14 protein-coding genes are annotated in these 19,900 nt (G+C 29.4%); 11 read left to right on the forward strand and 3 right to left on the reverse strand.

From position 1 onward, the window contains the following. Positions 1-105: 105 nt before the first annotated feature. The 7 genes from glgB to BS62_RS09390 are packed head-to-tail and all read left to right on the forward strand — an operon-like array spanning position 106 to position 11,827. Complete coding sequence (gene glgB / locus BS62_RS09360) at positions 106-1,998, forward strand: 1,4-alpha-glucan branching protein GlgB (RefSeq protein WP_496491003.1); 1,893 nt, start codon at positions 106-108, stop codon at positions 1,996-1,998. Positions 1,999-2,004: 6 nt separating this feature from the next. Next, positions 2,005-3,150: a glucose-1-phosphate adenylyltransferase gene (locus tag BS62_RS09365; RefSeq protein ID WP_496491057.1), complete on the forward strand. Its 1,146-nt coding sequence runs from the start codon at positions 2,005-2,007 to the stop codon at positions 3,148-3,150. Positions 3,151-3,162: 12 nt separating this feature from the next. Then, entirely contained in the window at positions 3,163-4,290 is a 1,128-nt protein-coding gene (glgD, locus tag BS62_RS09370; RefSeq protein ID WP_496491004.1) for a glucose-1-phosphate adenylyltransferase subunit GlgD, read from the forward strand. 12 nt (positions 4,291-4,302) lie between these two features. Continuing rightward, positions 4,303-5,748: a glycogen synthase GlgA gene (glgA, locus tag BS62_RS09375; RefSeq protein ID WP_496491005.1), complete on the forward strand. Its 1,446-nt coding sequence runs from the start codon at positions 4,303-4,305 to the stop codon at positions 5,746-5,748. A gap of 34 nt (positions 5,749-5,782) precedes the next feature. Further along, positions 5,783-8,233 carry a glycogen/starch/alpha-glucan phosphorylase gene (locus BS62_RS09380; RefSeq protein WP_496491006.1) on the forward strand — a complete coding sequence of 817 codons (2,451 nt, stop codon included), beginning with the start codon at positions 5,783-5,785 and terminating at the stop codon, positions 8,231-8,233. 25 nt (positions 8,234-8,258) lie between these two features. Further along, a complete protein-coding gene (locus BS62_RS09385; protein WP_496491007.1) occupies positions 8,259-10,100 on the forward strand; it encodes a glycoside hydrolase family 13 protein in 1,842 nt (613 codons plus the stop codon). A 20-nt stretch (positions 10,101-10,120) separates the two neighbouring features. Beyond that, positions 10,121-11,827 (forward strand): phospho-sugar mutase, encoded by a 1,707-nt coding sequence (locus tag BS62_RS09390; protein ID WP_496491008.1) that lies wholly within the window; start codon positions 10,121-10,123, stop codon positions 11,825-11,827. A gap of 68 nt (positions 11,828-11,895) precedes the next feature. Here BS62_RS09390 and BS62_RS09395 read toward each other — a convergent pair whose 3' ends face one another. Both BS62_RS09395 and BS62_RS09400 read right to left on the reverse strand, forming a co-directional pair. Then, positions 11,896-13,269 carry an MATE family efflux transporter gene (locus BS62_RS09395; protein ID WP_496491009.1) on the reverse strand — a complete coding sequence of 458 codons (1,374 nt, stop codon included), beginning with the start codon at positions 13,267-13,269 and terminating at the stop codon, positions 11,896-11,898. 105 nt (positions 13,270-13,374) lie between these two features. Next, the gene (locus BS62_RS09400; protein WP_496491010.1) at positions 13,375-15,291 is read right to left on the reverse strand and encodes an ABC-F family ATP-binding cassette domain-containing protein; all 1,917 of its coding nucleotides are present in this window, start codon (positions 15,289-15,291) and stop codon (positions 13,375-13,377) included. 152 nt (positions 15,292-15,443) lie between these two features. Here BS62_RS09400 and BS62_RS09405 point away from each other — a divergent pair, with 152 nt between their 5' ends. Next, positions 15,444-16,073: a redox-sensing transcriptional repressor Rex gene (locus BS62_RS09405; RefSeq protein WP_496491011.1), complete on the forward strand. Its 630-nt coding sequence runs from the start codon at positions 15,444-15,446 to the stop codon at positions 16,071-16,073. 35 nt (positions 16,074-16,108) lie between these two features. On the opposite strand, the gene fdxA is transcribed toward BS62_RS09405, so the two are convergent. Continuing rightward, positions 16,109-16,279: a 4Fe-4S ferredoxin gene (gene fdxA / locus BS62_RS09410; protein WP_490142498.1), complete on the reverse strand. Its 171-nt coding sequence runs from the start codon at positions 16,277-16,279 to the stop codon at positions 16,109-16,111. Between the two features lie 195 nt (positions 16,280-16,474). Between fdxA and BS62_RS09415 the strand changes: the two genes are divergently transcribed. From BS62_RS09415 to BS62_RS09425, 3 genes are all read left to right on the forward strand, one after another. Next, positions 16,475-17,575: a CapA family protein gene (locus BS62_RS09415; RefSeq protein WP_496491012.1), complete on the forward strand. Its 1,101-nt coding sequence runs from the start codon at positions 16,475-16,477 to the stop codon at positions 17,573-17,575. Between the two features lie 84 nt (positions 17,576-17,659). Beyond that, positions 17,660-18,466, forward strand: a complete 807-nt coding sequence (locus tag BS62_RS09420; RefSeq protein ID WP_496491013.1) for an ATP-binding protein — start codon at positions 17,660-17,662, stop codon at positions 18,464-18,466. A 143-nt stretch (positions 18,467-18,609) separates the two neighbouring features. Next, positions 18,610-19,857 (forward strand): Glu/Leu/Phe/Val family dehydrogenase, encoded by a 1,248-nt coding sequence (locus tag BS62_RS09425; protein WP_496491014.1) that lies wholly within the window; start codon positions 18,610-18,612, stop codon positions 19,855-19,857. Positions 19,858-19,900: the final 43 nt, after the last annotated feature.

A 19,900-nucleotide genomic window follows, 5' to 3' on the forward strand; every position in this document is an offset into this window, starting at 1 on the left:
TTTATTAATTATTTTCGCACGTTATATTTTTTTTCGACAGAAGGTATATATTATAATACCTTTATGTATCACGGGATAAACATAGAGAAAAGATGGGGATAAATTATGAAAACAAATAAAATAAACAATTTTAAATCTTATGATTTTATGGGGGCTCATTTAGTGGATAACGATGATAAACAAGGGGTAAGCTTTACTGTGTGGGCGCCTAATGCAAAAGAAGTATATTTAGTTGGAGAATTTAACAATTGGAATAAAAACTCTCATCCAATGAAAAAGATAGATTCCGGCAACTGGCATATATTTATTAGGAATATAAATGAAGGTGTTGCATATAAATATAAAGTTATAGGGAAAGATGGAGTATCAAGAATGAAATCTGACCCATATGGATTTTTCAGTGAAAAAAGGCCTAATAACGCTTCTATAGTATATGATATTGAGGGCTATAAATGGAATGATATTGAATGGATGAAGAGTAGAGAAAAAGATAATATATATGAAAAACCTATAAATATATATGAAGTTCATTTAGGATCATGGAAAAGAAAATGGGATGGAGAATTTTTTAAATTTGAAGAACTTCATGAAATGATAGATTATGTAAAAGATATGGGTTATACCCATATAGAAATATTGCCAATAACTGAGCATCCATTAGACGAGTCATGGGGTTATCAAACTACAGGATATTATAGCGTAACAAGTAGATATGGAACCCCAAAGGGCTTCATGGAATTTATAGATATATGTCATACGAATGGTATAGGAATAATTTTAGATTTTGCTTATAGTCATTTTTGTAAAGATGACCATGGACTTTATAAATTTGATGGAACTTCTCAATACGAATATGAAGACCCTACAAAAGCTGAGAATATAGGATGGGGTACAGCACACTTTGACTTAGGAAAACCAGAAGTTCAAGATTTTCTAATATCAAATGCTTTATTTTGGTTTGAAAAGTTTCATATAGATGGAATAAGAGTAGATGCTGTTGCAAGTATGCTTTATTTAGATTATGACATAGGACATTGGAAACCAAATAAATACGGAGGAAGAGAAAATTTAGAGGCTATAGACTTTTTAAAAAGATTTAATGAAGTTATTTTCAAAAATATTAAAAACCCTCTTATCATAGCAGAAGAGTCTACTTCGTGGCCGATGGTTACAGGACCTACATATAAAGGCGGATTGGGTTTTAATTATAAATGGAATATGGGATGGATGAATGATACATTGAGATATATTGAAATGGATCCCATATATAGAAAGTATCATCATGAATTAATTACTTTTTCATTTACATATTCTTTTTCAGAAAACTTTGTGCTACCACTTTCACATGATGAAGTTGTACATGGCAAAAAATCTTTAATAGATAAAATGCCTGGAGATAAATGGAGAAAGTTTGCAGGACTCAGACTCCTATATTCATATATGATTGTTCATCCTGGAAAGAAGCTTCTATTTATGGGTAGTGAATTTGGACAATACTTAGAGTGGAGATATGCATATAGTTTAGACTGGGAACTACTATTACAAGAAGAAAATAAGAAAATTCAAGATTACGTTAAGGATCTAAATAAATTATATATAAATGAAAAAGCTTTATATGAAATAGATTACAACAATAGTGGATTTGATTTTATAGACCCTCATAATAATGAACAAAGTGTATTTACTATTATGAGAATAGGAAAAAATAAGAAAGACTTTATAATAGCAGTGATAAACTTTACTCCTGTAGTTTATTATGACTATAGGATAGGGGTTCCTTATATGGGAGTATATCAAGAGGTATTTAACAGTGACCATGAGAAGTACTGGGGATCAGGACAAATTATGAATGAATCTAAATTATATTCACAAAAACAAAAATGGCATAACAAAGATTATTCAATAACGATAAAAGTACCTCCATTGGGGGTTACATTTATAAAGGGAATAGATATAAACGAAGATAAAATGAAAGATGACGTAGAGGGGGAATTTTAGTATATGATAAAAAAAGAAATGATGGCTATGATATTGGCAGGGGGTCAAGGATCAAGGCTAGGAAGTTTTACAAAGAATTTAGCAAAACCAGCAGTTCCTTTTGGAGGGAAATACAGAATTATAGATTTTGTATTGAGTAACTGTTCAAACTCAGGGGTAGATACAGTAGGGGTATTAACTCAATACAGACCATTGATACTAAATTCTCATATAGGAATAGGAAGCCCATGGGATTTAGATAGACAAAATGGCGGGGTATCCATATTATCGCCATATACAAGGGAAAAAGAAGGAAGTTGGTACAGAGGAACAGCACATGCTATCTATGAGAATATGCATTTTATTGATAGATATAATCCAGAATATCTTTTAGTTTTATCAGGCGACCATATATATAAGATGGACTATAGCAAGATGCTAGAATATCATAAGGAGAAAAATGCAAAGGCTACAATTGCAGTAATAGAGGTTGACTGGGAAGAAGCATCTAGGTTTGGGATAATGAATACGGAATCTGATGGGAAAATATATGAGTTTGATGAAAAGCCAGAAAATCCAAAAAGTAATCTAGCCTCTATGGGAATATATATATTTGATTGGCAACTATTAAGAAAATATTTATTAGAAGGTGAAAGTAAAGAAATACCTTATGACGATTTTGGTAAAGATATAATTCCAAAAATGTTAGAAGATAAAATAAATATGGTAGCTTATCCTTTTGAAGGATATTGGAGAGATGTTGGGACTATAGATAGCTTATGGCAAGCAAATATGGATTTAATAAATACACAAAACAAATTTAATTTATATGATTCAGATTGGAAGATATATACTGACAGATTGGCTATGCCACCACAATACATAGGCAAAAATTCTAAAGTGAATAAATCAATCTTAACTGATGGATCTATTGTATTAGGAGATATAGAAAACTCGGTAATATCATATGGAGTTCGTATAGGAGAAGGAAGTATAATAAAGGATTCAGTAATAATGCCAAATGTAAAAATAGGTAAAAATGTTATTATAAATAAGGCTATGATAGGAGAAGGAGCTGTTATAAAGGATAATTGCAATATAGATAGTGGCAATGGAGAAATAGCCGTTATAGGGGAAAAACAAGAACTATCTATGGAAACTGAGTTAGCTTAAGGGGGACAAAAAATGAACAAAGAGTGTATGGGAATAATAAATTTAAATAAAAGAGGAAGTTATATAAATAAGTTAACTTATAACAGACCTGTAGCATCTATACCTATAGGTGGAAGATACCGTATCATAGATTTTGCATTATCAAATATGGTAAATTCAGAGATACAGAATATAGGGATATTTGCAGATGATAGACATAGGTCATTAATAGATCATTTGGATAATGGAAAGCATTGGGACTTAAATAGAAAAATTGATGGACTTTTCCTATTTAGCCCAGAAAATAGGTCGAAAAATAATTCTTATGGTATGAAAAAGGGTGATATATACAATGTATTTTCAAATATAGACTATATAGAAAAAAGTAGACAAAAGTATGTATTAATATCTCCAAGTTACATGGTCTGTAATATAAATTACAAAGATATATTAGAGCAACACAAAAAATCTAATCATGATATAACAGTGGTTTACAAACAAGTAAATAATGCAAATGATGATTTTATAAAATGTAGTACATTAAATATAGATGAAAAAGGGACTGTTATAAGTATAGGAAATAATAATGGATCGAAGAAAGATTGTAACATATTTATGGAAATGTATGTTATGTCTAAAGACTTATTTTTAAATCTTATATATGAAGCGGTATCAACGGGTGAATATAGTTTTATTGATGATTTAATAGCAAGTAATGTAGATAATCTTAGTTTAGGAGGTTATAAGTTTGGTGGATATTTAAAATGTATAAACTCTATACAATCTTACTTTGAAGCTAATAATGACTTTCTCAAAACTAATGTTTCTGAAGAATTATTTTATTCAGATAGAAAGATATTAACAAAGGTGAAAGATGAACCTCCTACATTTTATGCATCAGATGCAGAGGTGGAAAATTCATTTATATCTAATGGATGTGTAATAGAAGGAACTGTTAAAAATAGCATATTATTTAGACGAGTTAATGTGGAAAAAGGCGCCGTTATTGAAAATTCAATAATAATGCAAAACTCAATAATAAGAAGAAATGTTAGGTTAGACAATGTAGTTTTTGATAAGAATGTAATTGTTTCAGAGGGGAAAGAGTTAAAAGGTGATAAAAAGATGCCTATTATAGTTGATAAAAATGCAAGGATTTAAGGGGGTATGTTTGTGAAAGTATTTTTTGTAACAGCAGAATGTTGGCCATTTGCAAAAACAGGCGGCCTAGGGGATGTAGCTTATGCTTTACCAAAAGCTCTAAAACAAGAAGGTATTGATGCAAGGGTAATAATGCCTAAATATGCGAACATACCAAATTATTTAAAGGAAAAAATGGAAGAGGTAGCTATATTTAATGTAAATGTAGGTTGGAGAAACCAATATTGTGGATTATATAAACTAGAGCATGATGGAATTATATTTTATTTTATAGATAATGAATACTATTTTAAAAGAGAAGGTCCATACACATATTTATATGGATATGGAGATGATGCAGAACGATTTACATTTTTCTGTAATGCAGTGTTAGAAACTATATCTAGAATAGATTTTTATCCTGATGTAATGCATTGTAATGATTGGCACACAGGTATAATACCTGCCCTACTAAATGAACACTATAGACATAGAACTGGATTTGAAAATATAAAAACTGTATTTACAATTCATAACTTACAATATCAAGGAGTATTCCCAAGAAGAGTTCTTAGTGATGTATTGTCATTACCAAATTGGTATTTAGATGAAGACTACCTAGAATTTTATGGTGGAGTAAATTTTATGAAATCTGGAATTGTATTCTCAGATGTGATTACAACAGTAAGCCCTACATACGTTGAAGAAATACAAACGGAATATTATGGAGAAGGGCTTCAGGGTCTATTAAAACAACATTCATACAAATTAAAGGGCATATTAAATGGAATAGATTATGATATATTCAATCCTCTTACAGATGAAAATATATATATAAACTATGATTTTGACACTATAGGAAATAAGTCAAAAAATAAAATCGAATTACAAAAAATAATGGCTCTTGAAGTAGACGAGGATATTCCATTAATAGGAGTGGTATCTAGATTAGTATCTCAAAAAGGAATGGATCTAATATCATATATGATGCCAGAGATAATAGGAAAAAAACTACAACTTGTAGTTTTAGGAACAGGAGATGAAAGATATGAATCTATGTTCAACTATCATTCATGGAATTATCCAGATAAAGTAGCTTCTAGAATAATGTTTGATAGTGCTTTAGCTCAAAAAATTTATGCAGGTTCAGATATGTTTTTAATGCCATCTTTATTTGAGCCTTGCGGCATAGGGCAAATGCTAGCTATGAGGTATGGGACTTTACCTATAGTAAGAGAGACAGGAGGCCTAAAGGATACCGTGGACCCATATAATCAGTATACAGGAGAAGGTAACGGATTTAGTTTTGAAAATTATAATGCTCATGAGATGTTTGATGCCATACAAAGGGCTATAGAAATATATAATGATAAGAAAAAGTGGAATGATATAGTGAAAAATGCAATGAATAAGGATAACAGTTGGGAACGATCTGCAAGAGAATATATAAAGCTTTATGAAAATATAAAATCAAATTAACTATTCTATAGTTATATAGAAAGGGGGGTATTGATTGATTAATTTAGATAAAGAAGAATTCAAAAATGATTTTAAGAGCAAAATGTACAGTCTATATGCTCAGCCAATTGAAGGGGCTACAAATGAACAACTTTTCACAACATTATCTTGTGTAATAAAGGATTATATATCAAAGGATTGGGCTGAAGCTAATATAAATAAAGAGACAGGAAAGCAAGTATATTACTTTTGCATTGAATTTTTATTAGGAAGACAACTTAGTTCGAATCTTTTAAATTTAGGTATTAAAAATACAGTAAAAGAAGCGGTAGAAGAACTTGGGTTGAATTTTGAAGAAATTAAAGTCTCAGAGGTAGATCCTGCCCTTGGGAATGGCGGATTAGGAAGATTAGCAGCTTGTTTTTTAGATTCAATGGCTTCATTAGGAATTAAAGGTCATGGATGTGGTATAAGATATAAATATGGTTTATTTGAACAAAAATTTGTAAATGGATATCAAATGGAAATGCCTGAGTATTGGTTAAAAGAAGGATATTATCCATGGGAAGTAAGAAGGCCAAATAAGTCAATAATAGTAAAGTTTGGTGGAGATATAGAATTAATAAATGAAGATAACAAATTAAAGGCTATTCACAAAAATTATATTCCAGTAATGGCTATACCTTATGATATACCTATAATAGGTTATGAAAATGAAACAATAAATACACTAAGGCTTTGGAGTGCAGAAATACCTAGAGAAGATTTTGATTTATCCTTAAAAGACGCTAAAAAAATGTCTGGTTCTTATCAAAAAGCACTACAACATAAATACGATATAGAAGCTATATCTCAAGTTTTATATCCAGATGATTCTAATCATGAAGGAAGGTTACTTAGATTAAAGCAAGAATACTTCTTAGTTTCAGCTGGAGTTCAAAGTATAGTAAGGAAATTTAAAGTTTCAAAACTTTCATTTAAAGAATTTCCACAAAAAATAGGGATACATATAAATGACACTCATCCGTCTTTATGTGTACCTGAGCTTATGAGAATTTTAATAGATGAAGAAGGTCTTGGATGGGATGAAGCATGGGATATAACTAGAAATACTATATCTTATACAAATCATACAATAATGGCTGAGGCTATGGAAAAATGGCCTGTAGATATGTTTAAAAATATTTTACCTAGAATGTACATGATAATAGAAGAAATAAACAGAAGACATTGTATGGAATTGTTAGGAAAATATTATAATCAACAAGAAAAAGTAAATAATATGGCTGTAATATCACATGATTATATAAATATGGCTAATTTATCAATTTTAGGTAGTTATAGCGTAAACGGAGTTGCTGGGTTACATACAGAATTACTAAAAAAACAAGTACTTAGCAACTTTTATTATTATACACCAGATAAATTTAACAACAAAACTAATGGTATAGCACATAGAAGATGGCTAATGCTTTCAAATCCAAGGTTATCTAATTTGATTACAGAACTAATAGGAGAATCATGGAAAACTAATACATTGGAATTGAAAAGCTTGAGAAAATATGAAAATGATAAAACTGTAATACAAGAAATTGAAAAGATTAAGCAACAAAATAAAATGGATCTTGCGAAACTAATATACAATAAAAATAATATTATAATAAACGAAGAATCTATATTCGATGTTCAAGTAAAGAGACTTCACGGATACAAAAGACAACTTCTAAATTCACTCCATATATTACATCTATATCATCAAATACTTGAAAACCCAAATATACAAATGCAACCAAGAACATTTATATTTGGAGCTAAGGCAGCTCCTGGGTACCACTTTGCGAAAAGTGTAATAAAGTTTATAAATTCCCTAGCGGAAAAAATAAATAATGACCCTATAGCTAGAAATAAATTAAAGGTAGTATTTATAGAAAATTATGGTGTTTCATTAGCAGAAAAGATAATACCAGCTGCAAATGTTAGTCAGCAAATATCTACTACAACTAAAGAGGCTTCAGGAACTAGTAATATGAAATTTATGATGAATGGTGCAATTACATTAGCTACTATGGATGGAGCTAATATAGAAATATATGAACAAGTGGGAAATGAGAATATAGTTGTATTTGGATTATCATCAGAACAAGTACTAGACTATTATAAGCATGGAGGTTATTCATCTACAGATGTGTATATATCCGATAACAATGTAAAGAAAGCCATAGATGACCTTATAAATGGTTTTATACCTTCAATAGGAATAGAAGGTAAGGAGATATACGACTCGCTTATAACCTATAACGATGAGTTTTTTGTTTTGAGAGATTTTGATGACTATAGATTAGCACAACAAAATATAGGTGACTTGTATCAAGATAAGCACAAATGGAATCAGATGGCACTTATTAATATAGCAGAATCAGGAATATTTTCCACTGATAGAACTATACAAGAATATGCAGATGACATATGGTATAAAAACATAAGTAATTTTGGAGTGACGACATAAGAGATGTTCAAAAGGGGGGAAACAAATGAATAATTTAATAAGCTTTGATTCATGGAGTGAGGATTTTAAATATCCATTTGGAGCTGTAAAAATTGATGAGAATATAGGTATAAAGGTAAGAATAAATAATTCTATTATTAAATCAATAAACTTAGTTTTAATTGAAGATAATCAAAATATTATAAACGAAAATATAGAAGTTATAAAAGAAATTAAAAAGTTTCAAATGGAAAAGTATGATGGATATTTTAAATTAAACTTCAAGATAAGTGATAAAGAAAATTTATATTTTTATTATTTTGAAGTAATAGAAGAAAATGAAAAAATGCATTACTATGGGAAAAATGGTATTGATGGAAGAGTTCGTAGGTGCCAATCTTTAAATGACTTAAATTTATATCAGTTAACAATTTACAAAGATGAGAAAGTTCCTAATTGGTTCAGGGAAGGCATACTTTATAATGTATTTGTAGATAGATTTAATAATGGAAATAAAAATGGAAAAGTAGATAATCCTAAGTCAAATAGTTTTATATATGCAAATTGGGACGATACACCTATGTATATAAAAGACAACAAAGGAGACATAATAAGATGGGACTTTTATGGAGGAAATATAAAGGGAATAACTGAGAAATTAGACTACCTAAGAGACCTGGGCATTACAATAATATATTTAAGTCCAATATTTAAAGCTGTAAGTAACCATAAGTATGATACAGGAGATTATAAGCAGATAGATCCAATGTATGGTAATGAAATAATTTTTAAAGAATTTATTCAAGAATGTGAGTTAAGGAATATATCAGTAATACTAGATGGAGTATTTAGTCATACTGGAGATGATAGTATCTACTTTAATAAATATAAAAATTATGACTCTATTGGAGCATATGAATCAAAAAAATCTGAGTATTATGATTGGTATAAATTCGAGGATTATCCAGATAAATACGATTGTTGGTGGGGCATAAAAGCACAGCCTAATGTAGATGAATTAAACCCGTCATACATGGATTATATTATATATAATAACGACAGTGTTTTGAAAAAATGGATGAATCTTAAAATAAAAGGATGGAGATTTGACGTAGCAGATGAATTGCCTTCTAAGTTTATAGAAGAATTTAGAAAAGAGATAAAAAAAATAGATAAAGATTCTATTTTATTTGGAGAAGTTTGGGAAGATGCCTCTAATAAGATAAGTTATGGAACAAGAAGAAATTATCTTTTAGGAAATCAATTAGACAGTGTAACTGGATATCCATTTAGAGATTTAGTTCTATCATTCCTAAAAGGAGAGAAAGATTCTAATTATATGTATAATGAATTTATGAAAATAATGGAAAATTATCCTGAGGAAAAGTTTAAATCAAATTTAAATATACTTGGAAGTCACGATGTTAGAAGATTAAATAGTGAGTTAAATGAAGATAGAGATCTATTTAAAATGGCTATAGCACTACAGATGACATTTGAAGGGGTTCCATATGTATACTATGGAGATGAAACTGGGATCTGTGGAGAAAAAGATCCAGACAATAGAAGAACATATCCTTGGGGAAAAGAAGATCAAGAATTAATTAGTTTTTACAAAAAACTTATACATTTAAGAAAAGAACACAGAGTCTTAATAGAAGGAAAAACTAAGTTTTTGAATAATGATCCTAATGTATTTTCTTATATAAGATATACTAATGAAAAACGTATACTAGTTGTATTTAACAGAAGTGGTCATAGCTATAATTTAAATTTAACTTTTATTAATAACATCAATGCTATAAAAAATCTGTTTTCTAATAAAGAAGAAAACATCAATGAGTTGATAATAAAAGGAAAATCATTTAAAATAGTAGAATTGATATAACTAGTGTTGGAGGTAGAGATATGAAACATATAGAAAGCTATAATATATGGCTAGAAAATGATTACTTTGATGAAACTACAAAAAAGGAACTATTAGATATAAAAGAAGATGAAAAAGAAATAAGAGAAAGATTTTATAAGGATTTAGAATTCGGAACAGCAGGATTAAGGGGAATAATAGGTGCTGGTAGCAATAGAATAAACCAATACACTGTTAGAAGAGCAAGCTTTGGACTTTCTAACTATATAATAAAGAATGTTGGAGAAGAAGGTAAAAAAAGAGGAGTAGTAATAGCATACGACAATAGACATAAATCAAGAGAGTTTTGTTTGGAAACTGCAAAGACTTTAGCCGCTTGTGGAATAAAAGCGTATATATTTGATGATTTAAGAACAACTCCAGAATTGTCATTTGCAGTAAGACATTTAAATACGATAGCAGGAGTAGTTATAACAGCAAGTCATAATCCACCTGAGTATAATGGATATAAGGTATATTGGGAAGATGGAGCTCAAGTGATGCCTCATATAGCAAAAGATATAATAGAAGAAGTTAACAGTATAACTGATTATAGTATAATACCAACTTTAGATGAAAAAGAAGGTATAAAAAATGGATTAATACAAGTTCTAGATAAAGAAATAGATAGTGCATTTATGGAAGAAGTTAAAAAGAAATCGCTGAGAAAAGATATAATAAATAAAGTTGGAAAAGAGTTTAAAATTGTATATACTCCATTAAGTGGAACTGGAAATATACCTATAAGAAGAGTATTAAAAGAAATAGGATTTGAAAATGTTATTGTTGTAGAAGAGCAAGCAATTCCAGATCCTAACTTCGCAGGACTACAATACCCTAATCCAGAGGAAAAAATAGCTTTAAATAAAGGGATAGAGTTAGCTAAAAGCGAAAATGCAGATATAGTTATAGCAACAGATCCAGACTGTGACAGAGTTGGGGTAGCAGTGAGAAATAATAGTGGAGAATACGTATTATTAACAGGGAACCAAATAGGTGCTCTATTAGCTAATTATATACTAGAAAATTTATCAATAAAAAATGAATTGCCTAAAAATGGAACTATAATAAAAACTATAGTTACATCTGAATTAGGATACAAAATAGCAAAGCATTATGATGTAGATTGCTTAAATGTTTTAACTGGATTTAAGTTTATAGGAGATAAGATAAAAGAATTTGAAGTAACTAATGAATATTCTTTTATAATGGGATATGAGGAAAGTTATGGATACTTAGTAGGTACTCATGCTAGAGATAAGGATGGAGTTGTAGCTTCGATGCTTATATCAGAAATGGCTGCTTACTATAATTCTAAAAATATGAGTTTATATGAAGGACTTATAGAGTTATACAATAAGTTTGGTTATTACAAAGAAGATATGATATCTGTTACATTAAAAGGCATAGAAGGAATGGAAAAAATAAAAGAGATAATAAAGTACTTTAGAGAAAATAAGTTAGAAAATATAGGCGGATTAAATGTAAAAGAAGTTAAAGATTATAGTCTTGGAATAGATAATCTTCCAAAATCTGATGTAATAAAATATATACTTGAAGATGATTCTTGGGTAGCTATAAGACCTTCAGGAACAGAACCTAAATTAAAGTTTTATTTAGCTGTATCTGATAATGCAGAAGACTCTTCTAGTGACAAATTATCAATTTTAAAGAATGATATAAAAAGTATATTAGATAAATTAAATTAGTTTCAAAAGGTATCTCAATTGAGATACCTTTTTTAATAACTAACATATAAACTTGAGCAAAGCGAATTTTACATGTGTTCCACGATATTATTTGCCCATTTTTTAGATATTGCTCTAGGTATTCCAAATATAAATTTAACTACTTCTTCTGAATAACTAATTAATACTAAGATATATACTGGAGCACCTTTATATGCAGCTAAGAAGGTTAGAGGTATTGAAACTAACCACATACACCCTAATTCCAAGAATAAGGAGAATTTAGTATCTCCGCCACTTCTAAGCATTCCTATGATAAGGAATGTATTAAATGCCCTAAGCCCCATAAATAATCCCATGACAATGAATATTTTACTTATGTCACCCTCTAAATTATTAGTTACATTAAATAACTTTAGAAGTAAAGGTATGCTTAAATATAAAATAAGACCAAATACACAACCAACTATTGATATGAGTACTGAAAGTTTTTTAGCATAATCTATCGCAACCTTCTTATTATTTGCACCTAACTCATTACCTATCATAATAGAACTTCCTACTGCTATACATACAGATGTCATTATAAAAAAGTTTTGGACACTAGTAGCTATTTGGCTAGCTGCTATTGCAGAAGTACCTACCTTTGAATAGGCTACAGAATATAAAACAGTTCCTAATGCCCAAGTTGCATCATTTAATATTACAGGAGAACTTTTATCGAAAAATGAAATTATAAAGCTTTTATTTATACTCTTAATATCTTCTAGGTTAAACTTTAAAACATAATCTTTTTTATAAAAGTATACATATGAAACTATAAGAGAACATTCTATAGCTCTAGCAATAAGGGTTGCAACAGCAGCACCTGAGACACCGAGTTTTGGAGCCCCAAAATTACCAAATATAAGCATATAGTTAAGCATAGTGTTAAATACAATAGCTACCACACTACATGTCATTCCTAATTTAGGATTTCTTATACTTCTTGAACCATTGGAAAAAGCAAGGCTTATACAAGTTAAAGGATAAGAAAAACCTACTATCCTTAAATAAGACGAACATAAACTTACAACAGTTTCATCATAAGTAAAAAAATGAATTATAACTTCTGGAAAGAATATAGCAGGAATTGCAAAAGATAAGCCAAATATTAAGCCTAAAGTAACTGATAAAGATGTTACTTTTTTTATATTTTTGTAATCTCCTTTGCCATAAAATTGGGATATAAATATACCTGTTCCGCTAAATATACCTCCAGTCACCATTGCAAATAAAAAGAAAAATTGATTGGCCACACCTACTGCAGCTATAGATTTTTCCCCTAAATTACTTACCATAATTGTATCTATAACATTAACTGAGTTAGATATAAGGTTTTGAATTATTATTGGTATACATAAAAAAAACAATGCCTTATAGAACTTTTTATTTTCCTCATTGCATGATAATATATTTTGCACCACATCACCTCCAACAGTTTAATATTATTTAGTTCATCTATACAATATAATACATATTTGATTAGATTATCAAGTAAAAACAAATTAAGTATAAAAAAGAGCTTATTATTCAATAAGCCCTTCCCATTTCCCATAAAGTCCTTCTAATTTTTGCTCAAGCTCAGATTTAGTTTGACTAACTTCTCTAGACTTGTCTGGATTAGAATAAATTTCTTCGTTACACAAAAGATTATCCAATTCTTCAATTTTCTCTTCTGTTTCCATGATTTCTTTTTCAATATTTTGCCTTTTCATTCTAAGCTTCTTTTCTTCTTCTCTTTTTTCTCTTTCTTTTCTTTTTTCTTCTTTTATTTGCGTTTTGGTCTTTTCTTCTAATGCTGTAGGCTGGCTAAGTTCTTCTAACTGTTTTTTCTTTTCTGTATAGTAATGGTAGTTTCCGTGATATTCAGTAATTCCAAGTTCATCTAAAACAAGTATTTTATCTATAACTTTATTTAAAAAATATCTATCGTGAGATATAACAAATAGCGTACCACTATAATTTACTAAGGCATCCTCTAATACTTCTTTAGAATCTATATCTAAATGGTTTGTAGGCTCATCAAGTAATAATAAATTGGATTTTGATAATATAAGTTTTAATATAGCAACTCTAGCACGTTCTCCACCGCTTAAAGTAGATATTTTTTTAAATACATCATCACCTTCAAATAATAATGCTCCAAGCATAGTTCTTATAGTAGTTTGAGTTAGCCTAGGGTTATCAGCCCATATTTCATCTATTATTGTATTGTCTAAATTTAGAGTTTTTTGTTCTTGGTGGAAATAGTTAACAGTTACACTAGCTCCTAAATTTATTTCTCCGCATAAAGGGGTTATTTCATTAGTTATTATCTTGAACAATGTAGATTTACCTATACCATTAGCACCTACTAATGCCACTTTTTCCCCCCTATATATATCTAAGTTTATATCTTTAAACAATATTCTAGTCCCATATGCCATAGTCAAGTCTCTAATTTGAAGTACATCATTGCCGCTAATTACTGCAGGGTCAAACTTTATTTTTGATTTTTTGCGATACTCTTCGGGTTTATCTATTAATTCTACTTTATCTAAGGCCTTTTCCTTACTACGAGCTCTTTTTACATGTTTTTCTCTTCCAAAAGCCTTTAATTGTTGAATGGATTCTTCTTGTTTTTTTACATCTTTTTGTTGATCTTCATATTTTTTTAATTCTATATCTCGTTGTGTTTGAGATAATCCTATAAAATTTGTATAGTTACCATTATAAGTCTTTAGTTTTTTATTGTGTATTTCAAATATCCTACCTACTACTTGATCTAAGAAATATCTATCATGGGATATTATAAGGACAGTGCCTTTGTACTGCTTAAGAAATATCTCTAGCCATTCTATGGCATCTGTATCTAGATGATTAGTAGGTTCATCAAGAAGAAGTAAGTTAGGCTTCTTTAAAAGCAACCTTGCTAAAAGAACTCTTGTCTTTTCTCCACCAGAAAGTATATTAATAGGCTTAGAAAAGTCTTCTTCGCTAAATCCTAATCCTCTTAAAACGCCTTTTGCTTCAGATCTATAACCGTATCCATTTTGCTCTGAAAATAACTCTAATTTATTCGAGTATTCATCCATAAGATTTTGAAGAATATTTGAATTGTTTTTTTGACTTTCTTCAGCAATTTTAAGTTCTAACTGTCTAAGATATTCTTCCATTTTCGTGAGGTCGCTAAATACTTCTAAAACTTCATCTAATATATTATTAGATGATTGGAAGTTTGTATTTTGTTGTAGGTATGCTATTTCTATATTTTTAGAAGTATAGATTTCTCCGCTATCGTATCCATATTCTCCAGATAGTATTTTAAATAATGTAGTTTTACCTGTACCATTAACTCCTATTATTCCTACTTTATCACCTTCATTTACAGTAAAACTAATATTTTCTAGTATAGTATCTATGCCAAAACTTTTATTTAAGTTATTACATGCTAAAATTATCATTTTATACCTCCTTGGCTATTTTAAATTATAATATTTGGATACAATATAATCAAGGTTGTAATTGCATAGAATAATGATTGACCAATAAAATAATATCTGTTATATTTTTTAATATAATAATTATGTTAATATTCTGACGGGAGGCTTTAAGTATGAGTAACAAGAACATATCGATGGCAGTAATAAGAAGGCTGCCCAAATATCACAGATATCTTAGAGATTTATTAGAAAAAGAGATATATAGAATATCTTCAAAAGAATTAAGTGAGATAATAGGATTTACAGCATCTCAAATTAGACAGGATTTAAATAACTTTGGAGGCTTTGGTCAACAAGGATATGGATATAATGTAGAAGAATTGCACGGAGAAATAAGCAAAATATTAGGATTAGATAAAAAGTATAACACTATAGTTATTGGTGCGGGGAACTTAGGTCATGCTATAGCAAATTACGCTGGATTTACAAAGTCTGGGTATGAGATAAAAGCCCTTTTTGATATAAATCCAAGAATGATTGGTCTAAAAATGAGAGACTTAGAAATATTAGATATAGAAAACGTAGAAAGTTATATAAAAGAAAATGACATAACTATAGGTGTTCTATGTATACCTAAACACGGAGCACAACAAGTAGCTGAAAAGCTTATAAATGCAGGTATAAAAGGTATATGGAATTTTGCACCTGTTGATTTAGAAGTTCCAAAAGATATTGTTGTAGAAAATGTTAATCTAACAGAAAGTTTATTTACATTATCTTATTTAATGAGCGAAGAAAATTAAAAAAGCTACCTACAAAGTAGGTAGCTTTTTTATTATTATTCTGGTTGAGGTGCATCTACTGGACAAACTCCAGCACAAGCTCCACATTCTATACAAACATTTTCATCTATTAGGTACTTGTCATCTCCTGCACTTATACAGTTAACTGGACATTCTGGTTCACAAGCTCCACAGCTTATGCAAGCATCTGATATTATGTAAGACATTTTAAATTCCTCCTTAGTAATAAAAATTTTTATTCGCTATCATTATAACAAAACTTTTAATAAATAACAATGGAATTATATTACCAAATCGAAAAAATTATTTTATATTAAATTACAAAATTGTAATTTAATTATAAAACACAATTATCTATAATAGATACTATAGGTCATAGAGTTATAAAGGAGAATATTTATATGAGAAAAACAAATAAACTTAGGTTATTTTTCGTGTGCTTAGTTATAGTATCGTTGGTAGGAATATGTTATTTTACAATAGTAAATTTTAATAAAAAACTTAAGGAAGATAGATTGGCTGATGCAAAAAAACAAGAGACACATATAGAAGATAAAAAAGAAGATATTAAGCCAGTTAGCATAACAATAAGTGCTGCAGGTGATGTAACTATGGGAAATTATAAAGGCGGATCTTATTATGGAAGTTTTGATCAAGAATTTGAGAAACAAAATGGAGATTTCACATACTTTCTTGAAAATGTAAGATCTATATTTGAAAATGATGATTTATCAATAGTAAATCTAGAAGGTCCATTAACTAAGTCTAGCGAGGCTCAAATTAAACAGTTTGCATTTAAAGGAGATCCTTCATATGTAAATATACTAAAGGAAGGAGACATAGAGGCGACAAATTTGGCAAATAATCATTCTAATGATTATTATGACAAAGGATTTAATGACACTAAAAATATATTAGACCAAAACAATATAAGCTATTTTGGCTTAAATGAAAAAGACATAGTAGATATAAAAGGCGTCAAGGTAGGGATGTTAGGCTATAAGGGATGGCCGGAGTACTATACTAAAGAAAATTTAGAAAAGATAAAAAGTGACTTAGATTATATGAAAGAAAATGCAGATATGACTATAGTATTTTTTCATTGGGGAAATGAAAATCAATACTATCCAGAAAAAGCACAAAAAGACTTTGCTCACTATGTAATAGATAATGGTGCAGATATAGTATTAGGAGGGCATCCTCATGTAGTTCAAGGGATAGAACAATATAGAGGAAAAACTATAGCATATAGTTTAGGAAATTTCTCTTTTGGAGGTAACAAAAATCCAAAAGACAAGGATACATTTATATATCAGCAAACCTTTACTTTCCATGAAAATGAATTAACAGAAACATCTAAACCTAATATAATTCCTTGCTCTATATCTTCTATAAACTCTAGAAATGACTATAGACCTACTATTTTAGAAGGATTGGAAAAAGATAGAGTATTGAATAAGATAAAAAGTCTTAGCGAACCGCTAAGCGATAATAATAAATAAATTTAATTAAATAAAATAAATGAAAAACTATAGTATATATAGAAATATATACTATAGTTTTTTGTTCTAAAGAGGAGGAATATTATGCAAGTCTATGCGTTGGTAGGCCCTAGTGGAACTGGTAAAAGTTATAGAGCCATAAAAGTAGCATATGAAAATGATATAGAATACATAATTGATGATGGAATATTAATACATAAAAATAAGATACTAGGTGGAAAGTCAGCTAAGCAGGCAGATACTAAAATGGAAGCTGTTAGAAGGGCAATATTCGACAATGAACAACATAAAGAAGAAGTAAAAAAAATAATAAAATCACAAGGTATTAAAAAAATATTATTAATAGGTACTTCTAAAAAGATGGTAAATCAAATAGCAAATAGGTTAGAATTAGGGCCTATAAATATAGAAATAAGTATATATGATATAGCTACAATAGAAGAAATAGAAGGAGCGAAGAAATCTAGGCTAGAGGAAGGAAACCACATAATCCCTGTACCGACATTAGAAGTAAAGAAAAGTTTTTTTGGAATAACTACAAATCCTATAAAGCTATTTTTAAAAAGTAAAAATAATCAACAGACAAGAGAAGTTGAAAAGACTGTAGTTAGGCCTACTTTTAGCTATATGGGCAAATACTATATAACATCTTCTGCAATAAAACAAATTGTTAGCTATGAAATAAGTAAATATGAATATATATGCAAGATAAACAATATAAACATTAATAATATAAAGCAGGACATTGAGATAAGCTTAAATATAGATATTAAAAGTTGCGATATAGCAAAAAATTGTGAGTCACTTCAAAAAAGTATACATAATATAATAAGTCAAATGACTTTAATGAATGTGACAAAAATCGACATTTACTTAAATAAAATGCGTTAAAATAAAATCAAACTAATTTAAAAAAAATCTATTCACACTATGACAAAATATGATATAATCTAATCGAAGACGTTAGCAATCGTTTTCAGGGGCTTAAAATTAGATGTCGTTAAGCGACAAAATATATAAAGGGGGCTTTAAAAATGTCTGAACAATTAAATCCATTTGAAATTGCAAGAATTCAAGTTAAAACTGCATGTGATAAATTAGGTGCAGACCCAGCAGTTTACGAAATATTAAAAAACCCAATGAGAGTATTAGAAGTATCATTCCCAGTTAAAATGGATGATGGAACTGTAAAATCATTTACAGGATATAGATCTCAACATAATAACGCTTGTGGACCATTTAAAGGTGGTTTAAGATTCCATCCAGATGTAAACATAGATGAAGTAAAAGCTTTATCTACTTGGATGACATTCAAGTGTTCAGTAACTGGTATACCATACGGTGGTGGTAAAGGTGGTATGGCTATAGATCCAGCAGATTATTCTACAGCAGAATTAGAAAGAATATCTAGAGGATTTGCAAAAGCTATAGCTCCAGTAATAGGAGAAAAAGAAGATATACCAGCTCCAGATGTAAACACTAATGGTCAAATAATGGCTTGGATGGTTGATGAATATGCAAACGTAACAGGAGAATTTGCTCCTGGAGTATTCACTGGAAAGCCAGTTGATTTCTACGGTTCTTTAGCAAGAAATGAAGCTACAGGATATGGTGTAGCTATGATGGCAAGAGAAGCTGCTAAGAAAACAGGATTAGATTTAAAAGACGCTACAGTAGCTGTTCAAGGATTTGGTAACGTTGGAACTTTCACTGCAACATACATACAAGAAATGGGAGCTAAAGTAGTTGCAATATCTGACCATACAGCTACATTATACAATGAAGATGGTATAGATGTAAAAGATTTAGCTGCTTATGCTGCGACAAATAAGAGATGTATAATAGGATATCCAAAAGCAACAAAGGTTGATGAAAATATATTAACTATGAAAGTAGATATATTAATGCCATGTGCATTAGAAAACCAATTAACTGGAGCTAATGCAGCTGATGTACAAGCTAAAATAGTAACTGAAGGTGCTAACGGACCTACAACTCCAGACGCTGATAAAATATTCGCTGAAAGAGGAATAATATTAGTTCCAGATATATTAGCTAATAGTGGTGGAGTTACAGTTTCTTACTTCGAGTGGGTACAAAACTTAATGAGATACTCTTGGGGATTTGAAGAAGTTCAAGAAAAGCAAGAAGTATTAATGGTTAAAGCATTTGAAGAAATATGGAACTTAAAAACTGAGCACGGTGTTGATATGAGAACTGCTGCTTACATGATGTCTATTAAGAGAATAGCAGATGCTATGAAATTAAGAGGATGGTATTAATAATATCGAATTCTATAAATTTTAAATAAAAACGAAAGGCTGC

The sequence above is a fragment of the Sporacetigenium mesophilum DSM 16796 genome (genome assembly GCF_059569055.1).

What these genes read in the sequence shown, in the direction of transcription:
- BS62_RS09415 (WP_496491012.1), top strand. Translation starts at nt 16,475, where the DNA reads ATGAGAAAAACAAATAAACTTAGGTTATTTTTCGTGTGCTTAGTTATA.
- glgD (WP_496491004.1), top strand. Translation starts at nt 3,163, where the DNA reads ATGAACAAAGAGTGTATGGGAATAATAAATTTAAATAAAAGAGGAAGT.
- BS62_RS09425 (WP_496491014.1), top strand. Translation starts at nt 18,610, where the DNA reads ATGTCTGAACAATTAAATCCATTTGAAATTGCAAGAATTCAAGTTAAA.
- BS62_RS09400 (WP_496491010.1), bottom strand. Translation starts at nt 15,291, where the DNA reads ATGATAATTTTAGCATGTAATAACTTAAATAAAAGTTTTGGCATAGAT.
- BS62_RS09405 (WP_496491011.1), top strand. Translation starts at nt 15,444, where the DNA reads ATGAGTAACAAGAACATATCGATGGCAGTAATAAGAAGGCTGCCCAAA.
- glgB (WP_496491003.1), top strand. Translation starts at nt 106, where the DNA reads ATGAAAACAAATAAAATAAACAATTTTAAATCTTATGATTTTATGGGG.
- BS62_RS09390 (WP_496491008.1), top strand. Translation starts at nt 10,121, where the DNA reads ATGAAACATATAGAAAGCTATAATATATGGCTAGAAAATGATTACTTT.
- BS62_RS09420 (WP_496491013.1), top strand. Translation starts at nt 17,660, where the DNA reads ATGCAAGTCTATGCGTTGGTAGGCCCTAGTGGAACTGGTAAAAGTTAT.
- BS62_RS09385 (WP_496491007.1), top strand. Translation starts at nt 8,259, where the DNA reads ATGAATAATTTAATAAGCTTTGATTCATGGAGTGAGGATTTTAAATAT.
- fdxA (WP_490142498.1), bottom strand. Translation starts at nt 16,279, where the DNA reads ATGTCTTACATAATATCAGATGCTTGCATAAGCTGTGGAGCTTGTGAA.